The 14,681-nt window shown below is 72.5% G+C and carries 13 protein-coding genes; 5 read left to right on the top strand and 8 right to left on the bottom strand.

Features of this window, described 5'->3' with window-relative positions; genetic code table 11:
- Nucleotides 1–6: 6 nt before the first annotated feature.
- From sufC to ACFT41_RS00145, 5 genes are all read right to left on the bottom strand, one after another.
- Complete coding sequence (gene sufC, locus ACFT41_RS00165; protein ID WP_074474328.1) at nucleotides 7–780, bottom strand: Fe-S cluster assembly ATPase SufC; 774 nt, start codon at nucleotides 778–780, stop codon at nucleotides 7–9.
- Nucleotides 780–1,124, bottom strand: a complete 345-nt coding sequence (locus ACFT41_RS00160; RefSeq protein ID WP_377581856.1) for a non-heme iron oxygenase ferredoxin subunit — start codon at nucleotides 1,122–1,124, stop codon at nucleotides 780–782. Before ACFT41_RS00160 ends, sufC begins: the two co-directional genes overlap by 1 nt.
- Entirely contained in the window at nucleotides 1,124–2,266 is a 1,143-nt protein-coding gene (gene sufD / locus ACFT41_RS00155) for a Fe-S cluster assembly protein SufD (protein ID WP_377581853.1), read from the bottom strand. Before sufD ends, ACFT41_RS00160 begins: the two co-directional genes overlap by 1 nt.
- Nucleotides 2,267–2,360: 94 nt before the next feature.
- Nucleotides 2,361–4,469 (bottom strand): Fe-S cluster assembly protein SufB, encoded by a 2,109-nt coding sequence (gene sufB, locus ACFT41_RS00150; RefSeq protein WP_377582056.1) that lies wholly within the window; start codon nucleotides 4,467–4,469, stop codon nucleotides 2,361–2,363.
- Nucleotides 4,470–4,918: 449 nt separating this feature from the next.
- Nucleotides 4,919–5,692 carry a helix-turn-helix transcriptional regulator gene (locus ACFT41_RS00145; protein WP_377581850.1) on the bottom strand — a complete coding sequence of 258 codons (774 nt, stop codon included), beginning with the start codon at nucleotides 5,690–5,692 and terminating at the stop codon, nucleotides 4,919–4,921.
- Between the two features lie 98 nt (nucleotides 5,693–5,790).
- Here ACFT41_RS00145 and ACFT41_RS00140 point away from each other — a divergent pair, with 98 nt between their 5' ends.
- Entirely contained in the window at nucleotides 5,791–6,762 is a 972-nt protein-coding gene (locus tag ACFT41_RS00140) for a heme A synthase (RefSeq protein WP_377581848.1), read from the top strand.
- Nucleotides 6,763–6,780: 18 nt separating this feature from the next.
- Here the strand turns inward: ACFT41_RS00140 and ACFT41_RS00135 are convergent, their stop codons facing one another.
- From ACFT41_RS00135 to ACFT41_RS00125, 3 genes are all read right to left on the bottom strand, one after another.
- The gene (locus tag ACFT41_RS00135) at nucleotides 6,781–7,710 is read right to left on the bottom strand and encodes a RimK family alpha-L-glutamate ligase (RefSeq protein ID WP_377582054.1); all 930 of its coding nucleotides are present in this window, start codon (nucleotides 7,708–7,710) and stop codon (nucleotides 6,781–6,783) included.
- An 8-nt stretch (nucleotides 7,711–7,718) separates the two neighbouring features.
- Nucleotides 7,719–8,054, bottom strand: a complete 336-nt coding sequence (locus ACFT41_RS00130; RefSeq protein WP_377581846.1) for a hypothetical protein — start codon at nucleotides 8,052–8,054, stop codon at nucleotides 7,719–7,721.
- Nucleotides 8,055–8,263: 209 nt separating this feature from the next.
- Nucleotides 8,264–9,223, bottom strand: coding sequence for a heme o synthase (locus tag ACFT41_RS00125; RefSeq protein WP_377581843.1), 960 nt, complete (start codon nucleotides 9,221–9,223; stop codon nucleotides 8,264–8,266).
- Nucleotides 9,224–9,488: 265 nt separating this feature from the next.
- On the opposite strand from ACFT41_RS00125, the gene tkt reads away from it, so the two are divergent.
- The 4 genes from tkt to ACFT41_RS00105 are packed head-to-tail and all read left to right on the top strand — an operon-like array spanning nucleotide 9,489 to nucleotide 14,609.
- Nucleotides 9,489–11,627 carry a transketolase gene (gene tkt, locus ACFT41_RS00120; protein WP_377581840.1) on the top strand — a complete coding sequence of 713 codons (2,139 nt, stop codon included), beginning with the start codon at nucleotides 9,489–9,491 and terminating at the stop codon, nucleotides 11,625–11,627.
- A 17-nt stretch (nucleotides 11,628–11,644) separates the two neighbouring features.
- A complete protein-coding gene (tal, locus tag ACFT41_RS00115) occupies nucleotides 11,645–12,823 on the top strand; it encodes a transaldolase (protein ID WP_377581837.1) in 1,179 nt (392 codons plus the stop codon).
- The gene (locus tag ACFT41_RS00110; RefSeq protein ID WP_377613700.1) at nucleotides 12,820–12,969 is read left to right on the top strand and encodes a hypothetical protein; all 150 of its coding nucleotides are present in this window, start codon (nucleotides 12,820–12,822) and stop codon (nucleotides 12,967–12,969) included. Before tal ends, ACFT41_RS00110 begins: the two co-directional genes overlap by 4 nt.
- On the top strand, nucleotides 12,966–14,609 hold the full coding sequence (locus ACFT41_RS00105) for a glucose-6-phosphate isomerase (RefSeq protein ID WP_377613699.1): 1,644 nt from the start codon (nucleotides 12,966–12,968) through the stop codon (nucleotides 14,607–14,609). The genes ACFT41_RS00110 and ACFT41_RS00105 overlap by 4 nt, the downstream gene beginning before the upstream one ends.
- Nucleotides 14,610–14,681: the final 72 nt, after the last annotated feature.

The raw sequence follows: 14,681 nt of genomic DNA, 5'->3' as shown, positions 1-14,681 counted from the left end.
CGTCGGTCAGGCCCGCGCCGCGCCGGCCCCGGCGACGTACCGCTCGTAGCCCTCGTCCTCGAGCTTGTCGGCCAGCTCCGGGCCGCCCTGCTCGACGATGCGGCCGGCGACGAAGACGTGCACGAAGTCGGGCTTGATGTAGCGCAGGATACGGGTGTAGTGGGTGATCAGCAGCAGGCCGGTGTCCCCGGTGTCGCGGACCCGGTTGACGCCCTCGCTGACCACGCGCAGCGCGTCGACGTCGAGGCCGGAGTCGGTCTCGTCGAGGATCGCCACCTTCGGCTTGAGCAGCTCCAGCTGCACGATCTCGTGCCGCTTCTTCTCGCCGCCGGAGAAGCCCTCGTTGACGTTGCGCTGGGCGAAGGCCGGGTCCATCTGGAGGCGCTGCATCGCGCCGCGCAGCTCGCCGCCCCAGGTGCGCAGCTTCGGCGCCTCGCCGTCGATCGCGGTCTTCGCGGTACGCAGGAAGTTCGCCACCGACACGCCGGGCACCTCGACCGGGTACTGCATGGCCAGGAAGAGGCCGGCGCGAGCCCGCTCGTCGACGGACATGGCCAGCACGTCGACGCCGTCGAGGGTCACCGAGCCGCCGGTGATCTCGTACTTCGGGTGGCCGGCGATGGAGTAGGCCAGGGTGGACTTGCCGGAGCCGTTGGGGCCCATGATCGCGTGGGTCTCCCCCGACCGGACGGTCAGGTCGACGCCGGACAGGATCGGCTTGAGCTCACCCTCGGGCAGCTTGACCGACACCTTCAGGTCGCGGATCTCCAGGGTGCTCATTATCGGGTCACTCCATTGCTCGGCATCGGGCGGCCGTCGTCGCCCACGGGAAGGTAGATGTCGCCGTCGCGGACCTCGACGGCGTAGACGGGAACGGGTTCGGTGGCGGGCAGCCCGGTCGGCTCGCCCGTGCGCAGGTCGAAACGGGAGCCGTGCAGCCAGCACTCCAGCGTGCAGCCCTCGACCTCGCCCTCGGACAGGGCCACGGAGGCGTGCGAGCACTCGTCGTACGCGGCGTAGAACTCGCCGTCGGTGCCGTGCACCAGGGCGATCGGGGTGCCGTCGACGTCGGCGCTGACCACGCCGCCCTTGGGCACGTCCTCGATCGAACAGACCCTGATCATCAGACACCCCCCTTGGCCAGCCGGGCCTCGATGGCGTCGCCGAGCCGCTCGCGCAGCTCCTCGACCGGGATCTTGTTGATCAGCTCGGCGAAGAAGCCACGGACCACGAGGCGGCGGGCCTCGGTCTCCGGGATGCCCCGCGCCATCAGGTAGAACAGCTGCTCGTCGTCGAAGCGGCCGGTCGCGCTCGCGTGCCCGGCACCGGCGATCTCGCCGGTCTCGATCTCCAGGTTCGGCACCGAGTCGGCCCGGGCGCCGTCGCTGAGCAGCAGGTTCCGGTTGATCTCGTACGTCTCGGTGCCGGTCGCCTCGGCGCGGATCAGCACGTCGCCCACCCAGACGGTGTGCGCGTCGGCGCCCTGCAACGCGCCCCGGTAGCCCACGTAGCTGCGGCAGTCGGGCACGTTGTGGTCGACGAGCTGGCGGTGCTCCAGGTGCTGGCCGCCGTCGGCGAAGTAGAGCCCGTACAGCTCGGCCTCGCCGCCCCGGCCCGTGTACTCCACCGAGGTGTACTGCCGGACCAGGTCGCCGCCGAGGCTGACCTGGACGTGCCCGACCTTGGCGTCCCGGCCCAGGCGGATCCGCAGGTGCTGGGCCTGCACGGCGTCGGCGGCCCAGTCGGCCACCGTGACCAGGGTCAGCTTCGCGCCGTCGGCCACCGACACCTCGACGTTGTCGGCCAGGGTGGCCGAGCCGACGTGCTCCAGCACCAGGGTCACCTCGGCGAACCGGCCCACCTCGACGAAGGTGTGCCCGAACGCGAGCCCCTCGGTGGAGTCGCCGACCACCCGCAGGCGCACCGGCTCGGCGACCACCGCGTCGCGGGCGACCTCGACCAGCAGGGCCGGCCCGGCCCCGCCGTACGCCAGGGCGCTGACCCGGTCGACCGGGGTGAGCACGCTGCCCACCCGGGGGTCGTCGGAGCCGATGCGGGAGACGGTGACCCCGGCCGGCAGGTCGCCGTGCTCGTGCCGGACGGTGCCGGTGGCGGGGCCGTCGCCGCCGACCAGGCCGCGCAGGCGCTTGAGCGGGGTGAAGCGCCACTCCTCCTCCAGGCCCGTCAGGGCCGGGAAGTCGGCGACGTCGTACGAGCGGAGCGCCTGCGACTTGGTGCTGGGCGGCGCGGAAGCCTGGGTAGTCATCTCTTCCTTGGTCTGTTCTACGATTTGTCGGAGGGCCGGTCGGGCTGGTCGCGACGCGGCGCGACGGGTCCGGGCCGCGCGGGGCGTCCGAGGGTCAGCCCACGGCCCCTTCCATCTGGAGCTCGATCAGGCGGTTGAGCTCCAGGGCGTACTCCATCGGGAGCTCCTTGGCGATCGGCTCGATGAAGCCGCGGACGATCATCGCCATCGCCTCGTCCTCGCTCAGGCCCCGGCTCATCAGGTAGAAGAGCTGGTCGTCACTGATCTTGGAGACGGTCGCCTCGTGCCCCATCGACACGTCGTCCTCGCGGATGTCGACGTACGGGTAGGTGTCCGACCGCGAGACGGTGTCGACCAGCAGCGCGTCGCACTTGACCGTGCTGCGGCTGCTGTGCGAGCCCTCCAGCACCTGCACCAGGCCCCGGTACGAGGTGCGGCCGCCGCCCCGGGCGATCGACTTGGAGATGATGGTGGAGGAGGTGTGCGGCGCGGCGTGCACCATCTTGGCGCCCGCGTCCTGGTGCTGCCCCTCGCCGGCCATCGCCACCGAGAGCACCTCGCCCTTGGCGTGCTCGCCGGTCATGTAGACCGCCGGGTACTTCATGGTGACCTTGGAGCCGATGTTGCCGTCGACCCACTCCATGGTCGCGCCCTCGTGACACACGGCGCGCTTGGTGACCAGGTTGTAGACGTTGTTCGACCAGTTCTGGATGGTCGTGTAGCGGCAGCGCGCGTTCTTCTTGACGATGATCTCCACGACCGCGCTGTGCAGCGAGTCGGACGAGTAGAGCGGCGCGGTGCAGCCCTCGACGTAGTGCACGTACGCGCCCTCGTCGACGATGATCAGCGTCCGCTCGAACTGGCCCATGTTCTCGGTGTTGATCCGGAAGTACGCCTGGAGCGGGATCTCCACGTGCACGCCCTTCGGCACGTAGATGAACGAGCCGCCGGACCACACGGACGTGTTCAGCGCGGCGAACTTGTTGTCGCCGACCGGGATCACCGTGCCGAAGTACTCCTTGAAGACGTCCTCGTGCTCGCGCAGCGCGGTGTCGGTGTCCAGGAAGACGACGCCCTGCTCCTCCAGGTCCTCGCGGATCTTGTGGTAGACCACTTCGGAGTTGTGCACCACGAGGCCCTCGGCGATGAAGTTGTGCGGTCCGTCCACCTCGATGTCGTACACCGGCACCACCTCCGCCGGTTCGATCGAGCCGATCCGGGCGAAGCCGAGCTGCTCGGTGCAGTGGCTGCGGAACGTGGCGCCCCGGGCGCTGGTGTCGGAGTGGAAGTATGACCGGCGCCCGAACCGGGCGGTGCGCTTCGGGTTGCGGCAGTCCAGTCGCTCGAAGTCGCCGGTGATGTGCACCCGGAACCCGTGCACGAGCCGCTCGGCGTCGGTGGGGTGGGGGCTGGCGAACTCGTAGGGGCCGCTGACCCGCAGCCCGGTCAGCACGGCCAGCTCCATAACCTGCTCCAGCATCGGAACGTTGACGCTGGTCAGGATGACCGAGCCGGACTTCGCCGGCCCGACGTAGCCGTCCGCGTCGATCAGCCCACCCAGCAGGGCGAGTCGCTCGTCCCGGGGCAGGCCGAACGCCCACGCAGGAATCTGCTTGGTGTGCGACGTGCCGGCCAACCCCAGATCGGTCAGCCAGCCGACGAGCGCCTTGGAGTTGACGACCAGCCGGTACTCGTCCGCCTCGATGGCCTCCAGCCCGAACTGCTCCCGCACCACGCGGGCGATCTCGGCGCGCACCTCCTGGTCCGAGTCCGGCACCGCGAACTGCACCCGATGGGTCCGCCCGGACGACTGCATGTTGCCGTCGCCGAGATAGAAACCGAGCAGCCAGAGCAGGTCGGGCGAGGTGCTCTCCGGGCCGAAGCCGGTCCGCTCACGCAGCACGTGCGGCACCCCGAACTCGGGGAGGTCGCGCGGCACGGCCACCAGGTCGCCGGGCTTGAGCTCCGCCAGCGTCTTCCAGCGCTGCTGGTAGCGGGCGCGCTGCCGGCCCGGGCGGCGCTCGTCGACCAGGGCGAGGAAGGGGTGGTTGTCGGTGGCCCGGATGGTCCGCAGGCCCACCTTGACCTCGTAGGTCAGCCGGGTGTCGGTCTGCGCTGCCGCGCGGACCCGGGCGACCTGGAAGCGACCGGCCTCCTCGTCGTACGCGAAGACCTGGTCGCCGGGCTCGATCTCCTTGATCATCACCTGGCCACGGTTGGCGGTCCACACCTTCGTCCGGAAGTCCAGGCACTCGTACTGCGCGGCCACGCCGGCCACCAGCCGCTGCTTCTCCGCCTCGGGGATGCCCAGCCGGTCGTAGGTGTTCTTGATGTCCTCGGGCAGGTCCTCCCAGCTGGTGGCCTGCTTCTCGGTGGACCGGACGAAGTACTTGATGTTGTCGAAGTCGATCCCCGTGAGGTCGGCGCCCCACGCCGGCATCGGCTTGCGGCCGAACAGCCGCAGGCCCTTCAGGCGCAGGTCGAGCATCCAGGCCGGCTCGTTCTTCTTCGCCGAGATGTCCCGCACCACCGCCTCGCTGAGGCCGCGCTGGGCGACGGACCCGGCGACGTCGGGGTCGGCCCAGCCGTACTCGTAGCGACCGAGGGCTGCGAGCTGCTCCTCCTGGGTCAGGGGCTGAACGATCTGCTCGGTCATCTGGCTGTCCTCACAGTGGTGACGGTGTTACGGGACTGGGCGGGGATGTGCGTGGTGCACACCCCGTCGCCGTGCGCGATGGTGGCCAGGCGCTGCACGTGGGTGCCGACCAGACGGGAGATCACCGCGGTCTCGGCCTCGCACAGCTGGGGGAACTCGGCGGCCACGTGTGCCACCGGGCAGTGGTGCTGGCAGAGCTGGCCGCCGGAGGCGATCGTGGACGCGTTGGCAGCGTAACCCTCGGCGGTGAGCGCCCCGGCGAGTGCCTCGGCCCGCGCCAGGGGATCGTCGCCGGCGTCCTCCATGGCGGCGCGGCAGCGGTCCTCCAGGGCGGCGACCTGGTCAGCGGCGAACGCCTCCACCGCCGCCGAGCCGCCGCTGCGGGAGATCCAGCGCAGCGCGGCGGTGGCGATGTTGTCGTAGTGGTGGGTGCCGCAGCGGCCCCGGGCCGCGTCGGTCAGCACGAAGACCTTCGCCGGGCGGCCCCGCCCCCGGCTGCCCCGGACGGTCTGCTCGCGGGCGACGACGTCGCCGTCGGCGAGCATCGCGTCGAGGTGCCGGCGGATCGCCGCCGGGCTGAGGCCGAGCGCCGAGCCGAGCTGCCCGGCGGTGGTCGCCCCACGCTCCAGCAGCAGCTGGGTGACGCGGTCCCGGGTCGGCAGGTCGGCGGCGGCGGAACCGGCCGCGGGCCGGGCGGACGCAGCCGCGGGCGCCCCGGCGACCGGGTGGGTCGCCGGCTGCTGCCCGGAGAGCGCCGCCGCGTTTTTCACAACGCCCACGTTACGTAATTCGCTGAGGGCCCGCAAACCCGGGTGCCGGTGATCCGGACCACCGAGGCGTCGCAGTCACCCGATCGGGCTCCACTACGGTGCGTAGGATTCGCTCCGTGAAGCGATCCGTCCGGTTCCCGGTTTCCGCCACCTTGCTGCGCCGCCTCGCGCTCGCCTCGATCATCGCGAACGTGGCCATCGTGGTCACCGGCGGGGCGGTCCGGCTGACCGCCTCCGGCCTCGGCTGCCCCACCTGGCCCCGGTGCACCGACGCGTCGTACACGACGACGCCGGAGACGGGCGTGCACGGGGTGATCGAGTTCGGCAACCGGCTGCTCACCTTCGCCGTCGGTTTCATCGCCCTCGCCGTGGTGGTGGCGGTGCTGCTGCACGCCACCCGGCGGCGGGCCCTGCTGCCACTCGCGGTCGCGGTGCTGTTCGGCATCCCGTTGCAGGCCGTGATCGGCGGCATCACCGTGCTGACCAACCTCAACCCGTGGGTGGTCGGGCTGCACTTCCTCGCCTCGATGGTGGTGATCGCCGCCGCGTACGCGCTCTGGCGGCGCGTCGGCGAGCCGGACGGCCCCGGGACGCCCACCGTGCCGGGGCCGCTGCGCGCGCTGGCGCTGGTCACCACCGTCGTCAGCGCCGCGGTGCTGGTGATCGGCACCTGGGTCACCGGCAGCGGCCCGCACGCGGGCGACCACGGCGCGGCCCGCAACGGCCTCGACCCGGAGGCGGTCTCCCAGGTACACGCGGACGGGGTGTTCCTGCTGGTCGGGCTGTCGGTGGCGCTGGTCTTCGCGTTCCGCGCGGTCGGCGCGCGGCGGGCGGAACGGGCCGCCGCGGTGCTGGTCGGCGTGGAGCTGGGGCAGGGCGTGATCGGCTTCGTGCAGTACTTCACCCACCTGCCCGGGGTGCTGGTCGGCGCGCACATGCTCGGGTCGTGCCTGGTGCTGCTGGCCACCCTCGCGGTGCAGTGGTCGACCCGGGAACGCCGGCCGGTCGAGGCGGACCGCCTCGCCCCGACACCGCCGGCCGAGGTCCCCGCCGTCCCCGTCGACGCCTGACGCCGGCCGCGCCCGGGCTCAGCGGGGGCGGGGCGGGCCGGCGAGGTGGGTGACGACGGCGTCGGCGAGCCGGTCCGGGGCCCCGTCTGCGTACCCGAGGAACAGCGACGGCTCGGTCAGCTCCAGCTCGACCAGGACGGGCGTGCCGTCCGGGCCCGGGATCAGGTCCACCCGGGCGTAGAGCAGGCGCCGCGTGCCGCCGGGGACCGCCGCGAGGACCCGCTCGGCGACGGCGAGCTGCCCGGGGGTGGCCGCGCGCGGGCTGATCTCCTCGGGCTTGTACAGCCCGTCGGGCCCCAGGTCGGGGCCGGTGAGCATCGGGCCCTTGCGGATCGCGTGGCTGAAGGCGAGCCCGTCCGGGCCGGCCAGGAACAGCAGGGCCGTCTCCCCGGCGGTGTCCACCGCGCTCAGGTACGGCTGCACCATCGCGAGCCGGCCCGCGTCCGACAGGCGGCGCAGGTGGGCCGCCGCCAGCTCGCGGTGCTCCGGGTCGGCGAGGTCGTAGCGGCCGGTGTCCTGGCTGCCGGCGCTGACGGCCGGCTTGATCACGTACTCGCCTCCGGTGGCGGGCGGCGTCCAGGGCTGCCCCGGCGTCACCCACCCGGTCGGCACCGTGGGCACGCGGGCGGCCGACAGCTCGTCGAGGTAACGCTTGTCGGTGTTCCAGCGCACCACGTCGGCCGGGTTGACCAGCCGGGGGACGGTGTCGGCCCAGGCCACGAACTCGTCGCGGCGCAGCGCGTAGTCCCACGGCGAGCGGAGCACGACCAGGTCGTACGCGGCCCAGTCGACCGCCGGGTCGTCCCAGGCGGCGACGGTGGCCGTGATCCCCCGAGCGGCCAGCGGGGCCAGCAGCAGCCGGTCGTCGGCCTCCAGGTCGGGCAGCTCGGCGCAGGTGACGACAGCGACCCGGGGTTCCCCCCGGGTCGACTGGTGGTGGTCGGTCAAGGTGTCGGTCAACGGGCCATCGTGCGCCGGGCCATCGACCGCCAGAGGTCGTTGCTCGGGCGCATCTGGTCCATCAGTTCACGCTCCCAGGCGTTCTCGACGGTGACTCCCGCCTTGGCGCACGCCTCGCGCGCGACGACGGTGTCGTCCGCGAAATGGTCGCCCCAGGTCCCGTCGGACCCGACGAGGACGATGCGCGCGCCGCGCTTGCCGACGTACTCGATGACCGCCTTCGCCCCGCCGTGCCCGGCGGCGAACGACTTGATGCCCGCGACCAGGCCGTCGGGGGTCTGTGCGGCGACGGTCTGCTGAGCCGTCAGCGTCGTATCGGAACCTTCTGCCATGACGCGAAGCCTAAGCAGAGTTCCATCCGGACGTGCGAGAACCATGAACTATTTGTGATGCCGATTACCCCTGGGCTTAAGGAGAACCACAGGTGGTTTGCCCGGTTATATGGGGACTGGGGACACCAAAGCGACCCGGCAAAGTTACACGATCATCACAAATTGCGCGCGCCCGACCGAAGTCCGGAATGTCGCCCTGAGTCGATGGATCAGATCAGCGCGTCGACGGCGACGGCCGCGAACAGGATCGTCAGGTAGACGTACGACCAGTGGAACAGCCGCATCGGCCGGACCGCCCCGCCCCGGGCCACCTGGCGGCACAGCCGGTGCGCCTCGTACACGAAGACGCCGCCGGACAACAGCGCGGTCACGCCGTAGATCGCGCTCATCCCGAGCGGCCAGACGGCCAGCGAGGAGAGCAGGGTCAGCCAGGCGAAGCCGATGATCTCGGCGTTGACCCGGCGGGCCGGGGCGACCACCGGCAGCATCGGGATGCCGGCACGGGCGTAGTCGGCCTTGTATTTCATCGCGAGCGGGTAGAAGTGCGGCATCTGCCAGAAGAAGACCACCGCGAACAGCGCCCACGCCGCCGGGGCCAGCGAGCCGGTCACCGCGGCCCAGCCGATCAGCACCGGCGCGGCCCCGCACGCGCCGCCCCAGAAGGTGTTCTGCGGCGTCGTCCGCTTCAGCCAGAGCGTGTAGACCAGGTCGTAGTAGGCGATCGCGGCCAGGGTCAGCCCCGCGGCCAACAGGTTGGTGAACACCGCCAGCAGCGTCACCGAGACCACCGCGAGCACCAGGCCGAAGACCAGCGCGCTGCGCGGCGACACCGTGTGCGTCGGCAGCGGACGCCGCTTGGTGCGCCGCATGAGCTGGTCGATGTCCCGGTCGATGTAGCAGTTGAGCACGCTGGCCGCGCCGGCGGCGAGCGAGCCGCCCACCAGCACCACCGCCATCAGCCACAGCGACGGCAGCCCGCCCTCGGCCAGCATCATCGCCGGGATGGTGGTCACCAGCAGCAACTCGACGATGCGTGGCTTGGTCAGCGAGACGTACGCCGAGACCACCGCCCGGACGTCCCGCCGGGGCGCCGCCGACGCGCCGGTCACCGTGCGCACCGGCGGCTGCCCGGCAGAGTTGCTGACGGGGCGCTCGGTGATCATGCTCACGGATTGCCACCTTCCGGCGTCGGCAGGGGGAGTCGGGTCGGTCGGACCCGTCGGGCCCACACACCGTCCCCACACCCTACGCGTCGTCGTTTTGGCTGCCCGCGCGACCCGACCACGGTGCGGACCGTCACACCCCCGGTTGAACGGCCCAGGCCAGGTGCCGCGTAAAGAAGACCATGCAGAAGATCCCAAGGTCGGGGTTTACCCCCGCTCGATAGGGTCATCCGAGAGGGTTCCGCCCAACTGCCGAGGAGCACAACACATCGTGGCTGCCAACCGACCCGAGCAACCCGCACTCAACTGGTCCGACCTCGACCGCCGGGCCGTGGACCTCGTCCGCGTGCTGGCCATGGACGCCGTGGAGAAGTCCGGCAACGGCCACCCGGGCACCGCGATGAGCCTCGCGCCCGCGGCGTACCTCCTCTTCAACCGCGTGATGCGGCACAACCCGGCCGACCCGAACTGGCCGGGCCGGGACCGGTTCGTGCTCTCCGCCGGCCACTCCAGCCTCACTCTCTACATCCAGCTGTTCCTCTCCGGCTACCCGCTGGCCCTGGACGACCTCAAGTCGCTGCGGCAGTGGGGCTCGCTCACCCCGGGCCACCCCGAGCACGGGCACACCCCGGGCGTGGAGACCACCACCGGCCCGCTCGGGCAGGGCCTGGGCAACGCGGTCGGCATGGCCATGGCAGCCCGTCGCGAGCGCGGCCTGTTCGACCCGGAGACCGAGCCGGGTGCGTCTGTCTTCGACCACGACGTGTGGTGCATCGTCTCCGACGGCGACATCGAGGAGGGCATCACCCACGAGGCCAGCGCCCTGGCCGGGCACCAGCAGCTGGGCAACCTCTGCGTGATCTACGACGACAACGAGATCTCGATCGAGGACGACACCCGCATCGCCAAGAGCGAGGACGTCGCGGCCCGCTACGAGGCGTACGGCTGGCACGTGCAGACCGTCGACTGGCGTGCCGGCGACGCCGACCAGGGCGACTACCACGAGGACGTCGAGGCGCTGCACCGGGCGCTGCTGGCGGCGAAGGCGGAGACCGGCCGGCCCTCCTTCGTCGCGCTGCGCACCATCATCGGCTGGCCCGCGCCCAACAAGAAGAACACCGGCAAGATCCACGGCTCGGCGCTCGGCGCGAGCGAGGTGGCCGCCACCAAGGAGCTGCTCGGCTTCGACCCGGCGCAGAGCTTCCAGGTCGACGAGGACGTCCTCGGGCACGCCCGCCTGGTCCTTCAGCGCGGCGCGGCGGCGCAGCAGGAGTGGGAGCGGACGTACGAGGGCTGGGCGAAGGCCAACCCGGAGCGCAGGGCGCTGTGGGACCGGATGTCGCAGCGGGTGCTGCCGCAGGGCTGGACCGACGCGTTGCCGGTCTTCCCGGCCGACGCCAAGGGCGTGGCCACCCGGGCCGCGTCCGGCAAGGTGCTGGAGGCCCTCGCCCCGGTGCTGCCGGAGCTGTGGGGCGGCTCGGCCGACCTGGCCGAGAGCAACAACACCACCATAAAGGGCGAGCCGTCGTTCGTCCCGGCGGTGCACGCGACCAAGGACTTCCCGGGCCACGAATACGGCCGCACGCTGCACTTCGGCATCCGCGAGCACGCCATGGGCGCGATCCTCAACGGCATCGCCCTGCACGGCGGCACCCGGCCGTACGGCGGCACGTTCCTGGTGTTCAGCGACTACATGCGCCCGTCGGTGCGGCTCGCCGCGCTGATGAAGCTGCCGGTGGTCTACGTCTGGACGCACGACTCGATCGGCCTCGGCGAGGACGGCCCGACCCACCAGCCGGTGGAGCACCTGACCGCGCTGCGCGCCATCCCCGGCCTGGACGTGGTCCGCCCGGCCGACGCCAACGAGACCGCGTGGGCGTGGCGGCAGGCCCTGGAGCACACCGACCGGCCGACCGCGCTGGCGCTGAGCCGGCAGGCCCTGCCGACGCTGGACCGGTCGACCCTGGCCGGCGCCGAGGGCGTCGCCAAGGGCGGCTACGTGCTGGCCGAGGCGTCGGGCGGCAAGCCGCAGGTGATCATCGTCGGCACCGGCTCGGAGGTGCAGCTCTGCCTCACCGCCCGGGAGCGGCTGGAGGCCGCCGGCACCCCCACCCGGGTGGTGTCGATGCCCTGCCAGGAGTGGTTCTACGAGCAGGACGAGGCCTACCGGGAGTCGGTGCTGCCGCGCGGGGTAAAGGCCCGGGTGAGCGTGGAGGCGGGCATCGCGATGTCCTGGCGCGGCGTCGTCGGCGACTCCGGCGAGAGCGTCAGCATCGAGCACTACGGCGCGAGCGCCCCGCACTCCGTGCTCTTCGAGCAGTTCGGCTTCACCCCCGACCGGATCGTGGCCGCCGCGCACGCGGCGCTCACCCGGGTGGGCGACATCACCGGTTTCACGACCGGCAACTGAAGGGGAGCGTGCACGGCATGACGGACAGGCTCAGCGAACTCACCGCCGCCGGGGTGGCGGTCTGGCTCGACGATCTCTCCCGGGTACGGCTGAGCTCCGGCGGGCTGGACCAGCTCCGCCGGGAGCAGCACGTGGCCGGGGTCACCACCAACCCGACGATCTTCGCGAAGGCGCTCGCCGACGCCGACACCTACGACGGGCAGCTGCGCGACCTCGCCACCCGTGGGGTGGAGGTGGAGGAGGCGGTGCGCATGCTCACCACGTACGACGTGCGGTGGGCGTGCGACGTGATGCGCCCGTCGTACGACGGCAGCCGGGGCGTCGACGGCCGGGTCTCCATCGAGGTGGACCCGCGACTGGCGCACGAGAGCGACAAGACGGTCGCCGAGGCCAAGGCCCTGTGGTGGCTGGTCGACCGGCCCAACCTCTTCATCAAGATCCCCGCCACCGAGGCCGGCCTGCCGGCGATCACCGCGACCCTGGCCGAGGGGATCAGCGTCAACGTCACGCTGATCTTCGGCCTGGACCGCTACTCGCAGGTGATGGAGGCGTTCCTCGCCGGCCTGGAGCAGGCGAAGGCCAACGGCCACGACCTGTCGACGATCGGCTCGGTGGCGTCGTTCTTCGTCTCCCGCGTCGACAGCGAGGTCGACAAACGGCTGGAGAAGGTCGGCTCCGAGCAGGCCAAGGCGCTGCGCGGCAAGGCCGCCGTGGCCAACGCCCAGCTCGCGTACGAGCGCTACAGCGAGGTATTCTCCTCCGACCGGTGGCAGGCCCTCGCCGACGCCGGCGCGCACCCGCAGCGCCCGCTGTGGGCGTCCACCTCGACGAAGAACCCGGACTACCGGGACGTCATCTACGTCGAGGAGCTGATCGCCCCCGGCACGGTCAACACGATGCCGGAATCGGTGATCCACGCGTACGCCGACCACGGCGAGACGCGCGGGGACACCGTCACCGGCGCGTACGACGCGGCCCGCCAGGTCTTCACCGACCTGGAGTCGGCCGGCGTCGACATGTCCGACGTGATCGCCGTCCTGGAGCGGGAGGGCGTGGAGAAGTTCGAGGCGAGCTGGCAGGAACTGCTCGACGGGGTGCGCAAGTCGCTCGCCGCGGCGGGCCAGGGCACCGGGCGGCCCGGCCAGGCCGCCCAGGGCAACGCGGACAAGGCCCAGAAGGTGGGGGGCGACGCGTGACCGACGGTCGTGGCGACGCCCCGGGGCACCGCCCCGGGGCGTCCCGCGCCGTCGGCCCGCCGTCCCCGGGCGTGGGCCGGCCGTCCTCGGGTCGCGCCGTCGGCCCGCCCCCGGCGGGCCGGTGGTGGGCCGGGGTGGCGACGTGAGCGACCCGCTGACCGGCCCGGCGGACGCGTCCGCCGGGCTGGTCGTGCACGGCGCGGACGCGGTCGACCGGTCCGCGCCGGCGTCCACCCGGCAGGCCCTCGTCGCCGGGGGCGTGCCGGCACGGCTGGCGGCGCAGGACCCGACGCTGTGGGGACCGGCGGCCGAGGCGGAGGCGAGGACCCGGCTCGGCTGGCTGGACACCCACCGGCGCAGCGCGGAGCTGCTGCCCCAGCTCGCCGAGCTGGCCGCCGAGCTGGCGGACCTCGACCACGTGGTGCTCGCCGGGATGGGCGGCTCCTCGCTGGCCGCCGAGGTGATCACCCGGGCCCTGGGCCGGCCGCTGACGGTGCTCGACACCACCGACGCGGGCCAGGTCCGCCGGGCGCTGGCCGACCGCCTGGAGCGCACGGTGGTGGTGCTGGCCGGCAAGTCCGGCGGCACCGTGGAGACCGACGGCCACTGGCGGGTCTACCGGCAGGCGTTCCTGGATTCCGGGATGACCGGGGCGGAGGCCGGCCGGCACTTCGTGGTGGTCACCGACCCCGGTTCCCCGCTGGAGGCGGTGGCCGCCGAGCTGGGCGCGATCACCGTGCCCGCCGACCCACAGGTGGGCGGCCGATACGCGGCGCTGACCGCGTTCGCGCTGGTGCCGGCGGCGTTGGCCGGCGTGGCCGTCGACGAGCTGCTGGAGCAGGCCGAGGCGCTCGCCGGGGCGCTGGGTCGCGACGCCGACAACCCGGGGCTGGCGCTCGGCGCCGCCCTCGGCGCGGCGGCCACCGGCGGCCGGGACAAGGTCGCCCTCGTGCCCGACGGCACGGGGCTAGACGGGCTCGGCGACTGGATCGAGCAGCTCCTCGCCGAGTCGACCGGCAAGGCGGGGCGCGGCGTCCTGCCGGTGGTGCTGGAGTCCCCCACCGCCCCCGGCGGCGCGGGGCCCGACGTGCTCACCGTCAGCTACGGCGGGGCGCTGGCCACCGGCGCGGTGCCCGGCGGGGGCCGCGCGCCCGACGTGGCGGTCAACGGCCCGCTGGGCGCCCAGTTCCTGACCTGGGAATATGCCACGGCCATCGCCGGGGTGGTGCTCGGGGTGAACCCGTTCGACCAGCCGGACGTCGCCGAGGGCAGGGAGCACACCGCACGGTTCCTCGCCTCGGCCGCGCCGGCCCGGCCGCCGTCGTCGACCGAGGGCGCGATCGAGGTGTACGCCCCGGCGGGCGGCCCGGCCGACCTGGCCGGCGCGCTGCGGCACCTGGTCGACGGAATCGACGCCGGAGGATACCTGGCGGTCCAGGCGTACCTGGACCGGCTCGGTGACGCCGACGTCGCCGGGCTGCGGCCGCTGCTCGCCGGGGCGACCACCCGGCCGGTGACGTTCGGCTGGGGACCGCGCCACCTGCACACCACCGGCCAGTACCACAAGGGTGGTCCACAGGTAGGGAGTTTCCTTCAGTTGACCGGTACGGTCGGGGATGATCTGCCGGTGCCCGGAAAACCGTACTCCCTCGGGAGGCTCCAGGCCGCCCAGGCTGCCGGCGATCGGCGGGCCCTGGCCGGCCGGGGCCGCCCGGTGCTGCGGCTGCACCTGACCGACCGGTCGGCGGGGGTGGCCCAGCTGCTCGACGCGGCCCGGCAACTGTAAGCGTGACGATGGACGATGTGGAATCAGCGGAGCTAGGAGGCACCGTGCGTGCGAGGAGTGAGCCGGTCTTGC

The sequence above is a fragment of the Micromonospora sp. NPDC057141 genome (assembly GCF_042670805.1).
GTDB lineage: Bacteria > Actinomycetota > Actinomycetes > Mycobacteriales > Micromonosporaceae > Micromonospora.
The sequence above is the reverse complement of the archived record's forward strand: the minus strand, read 5'-3'. Positions and strand labels throughout refer to the sequence as shown.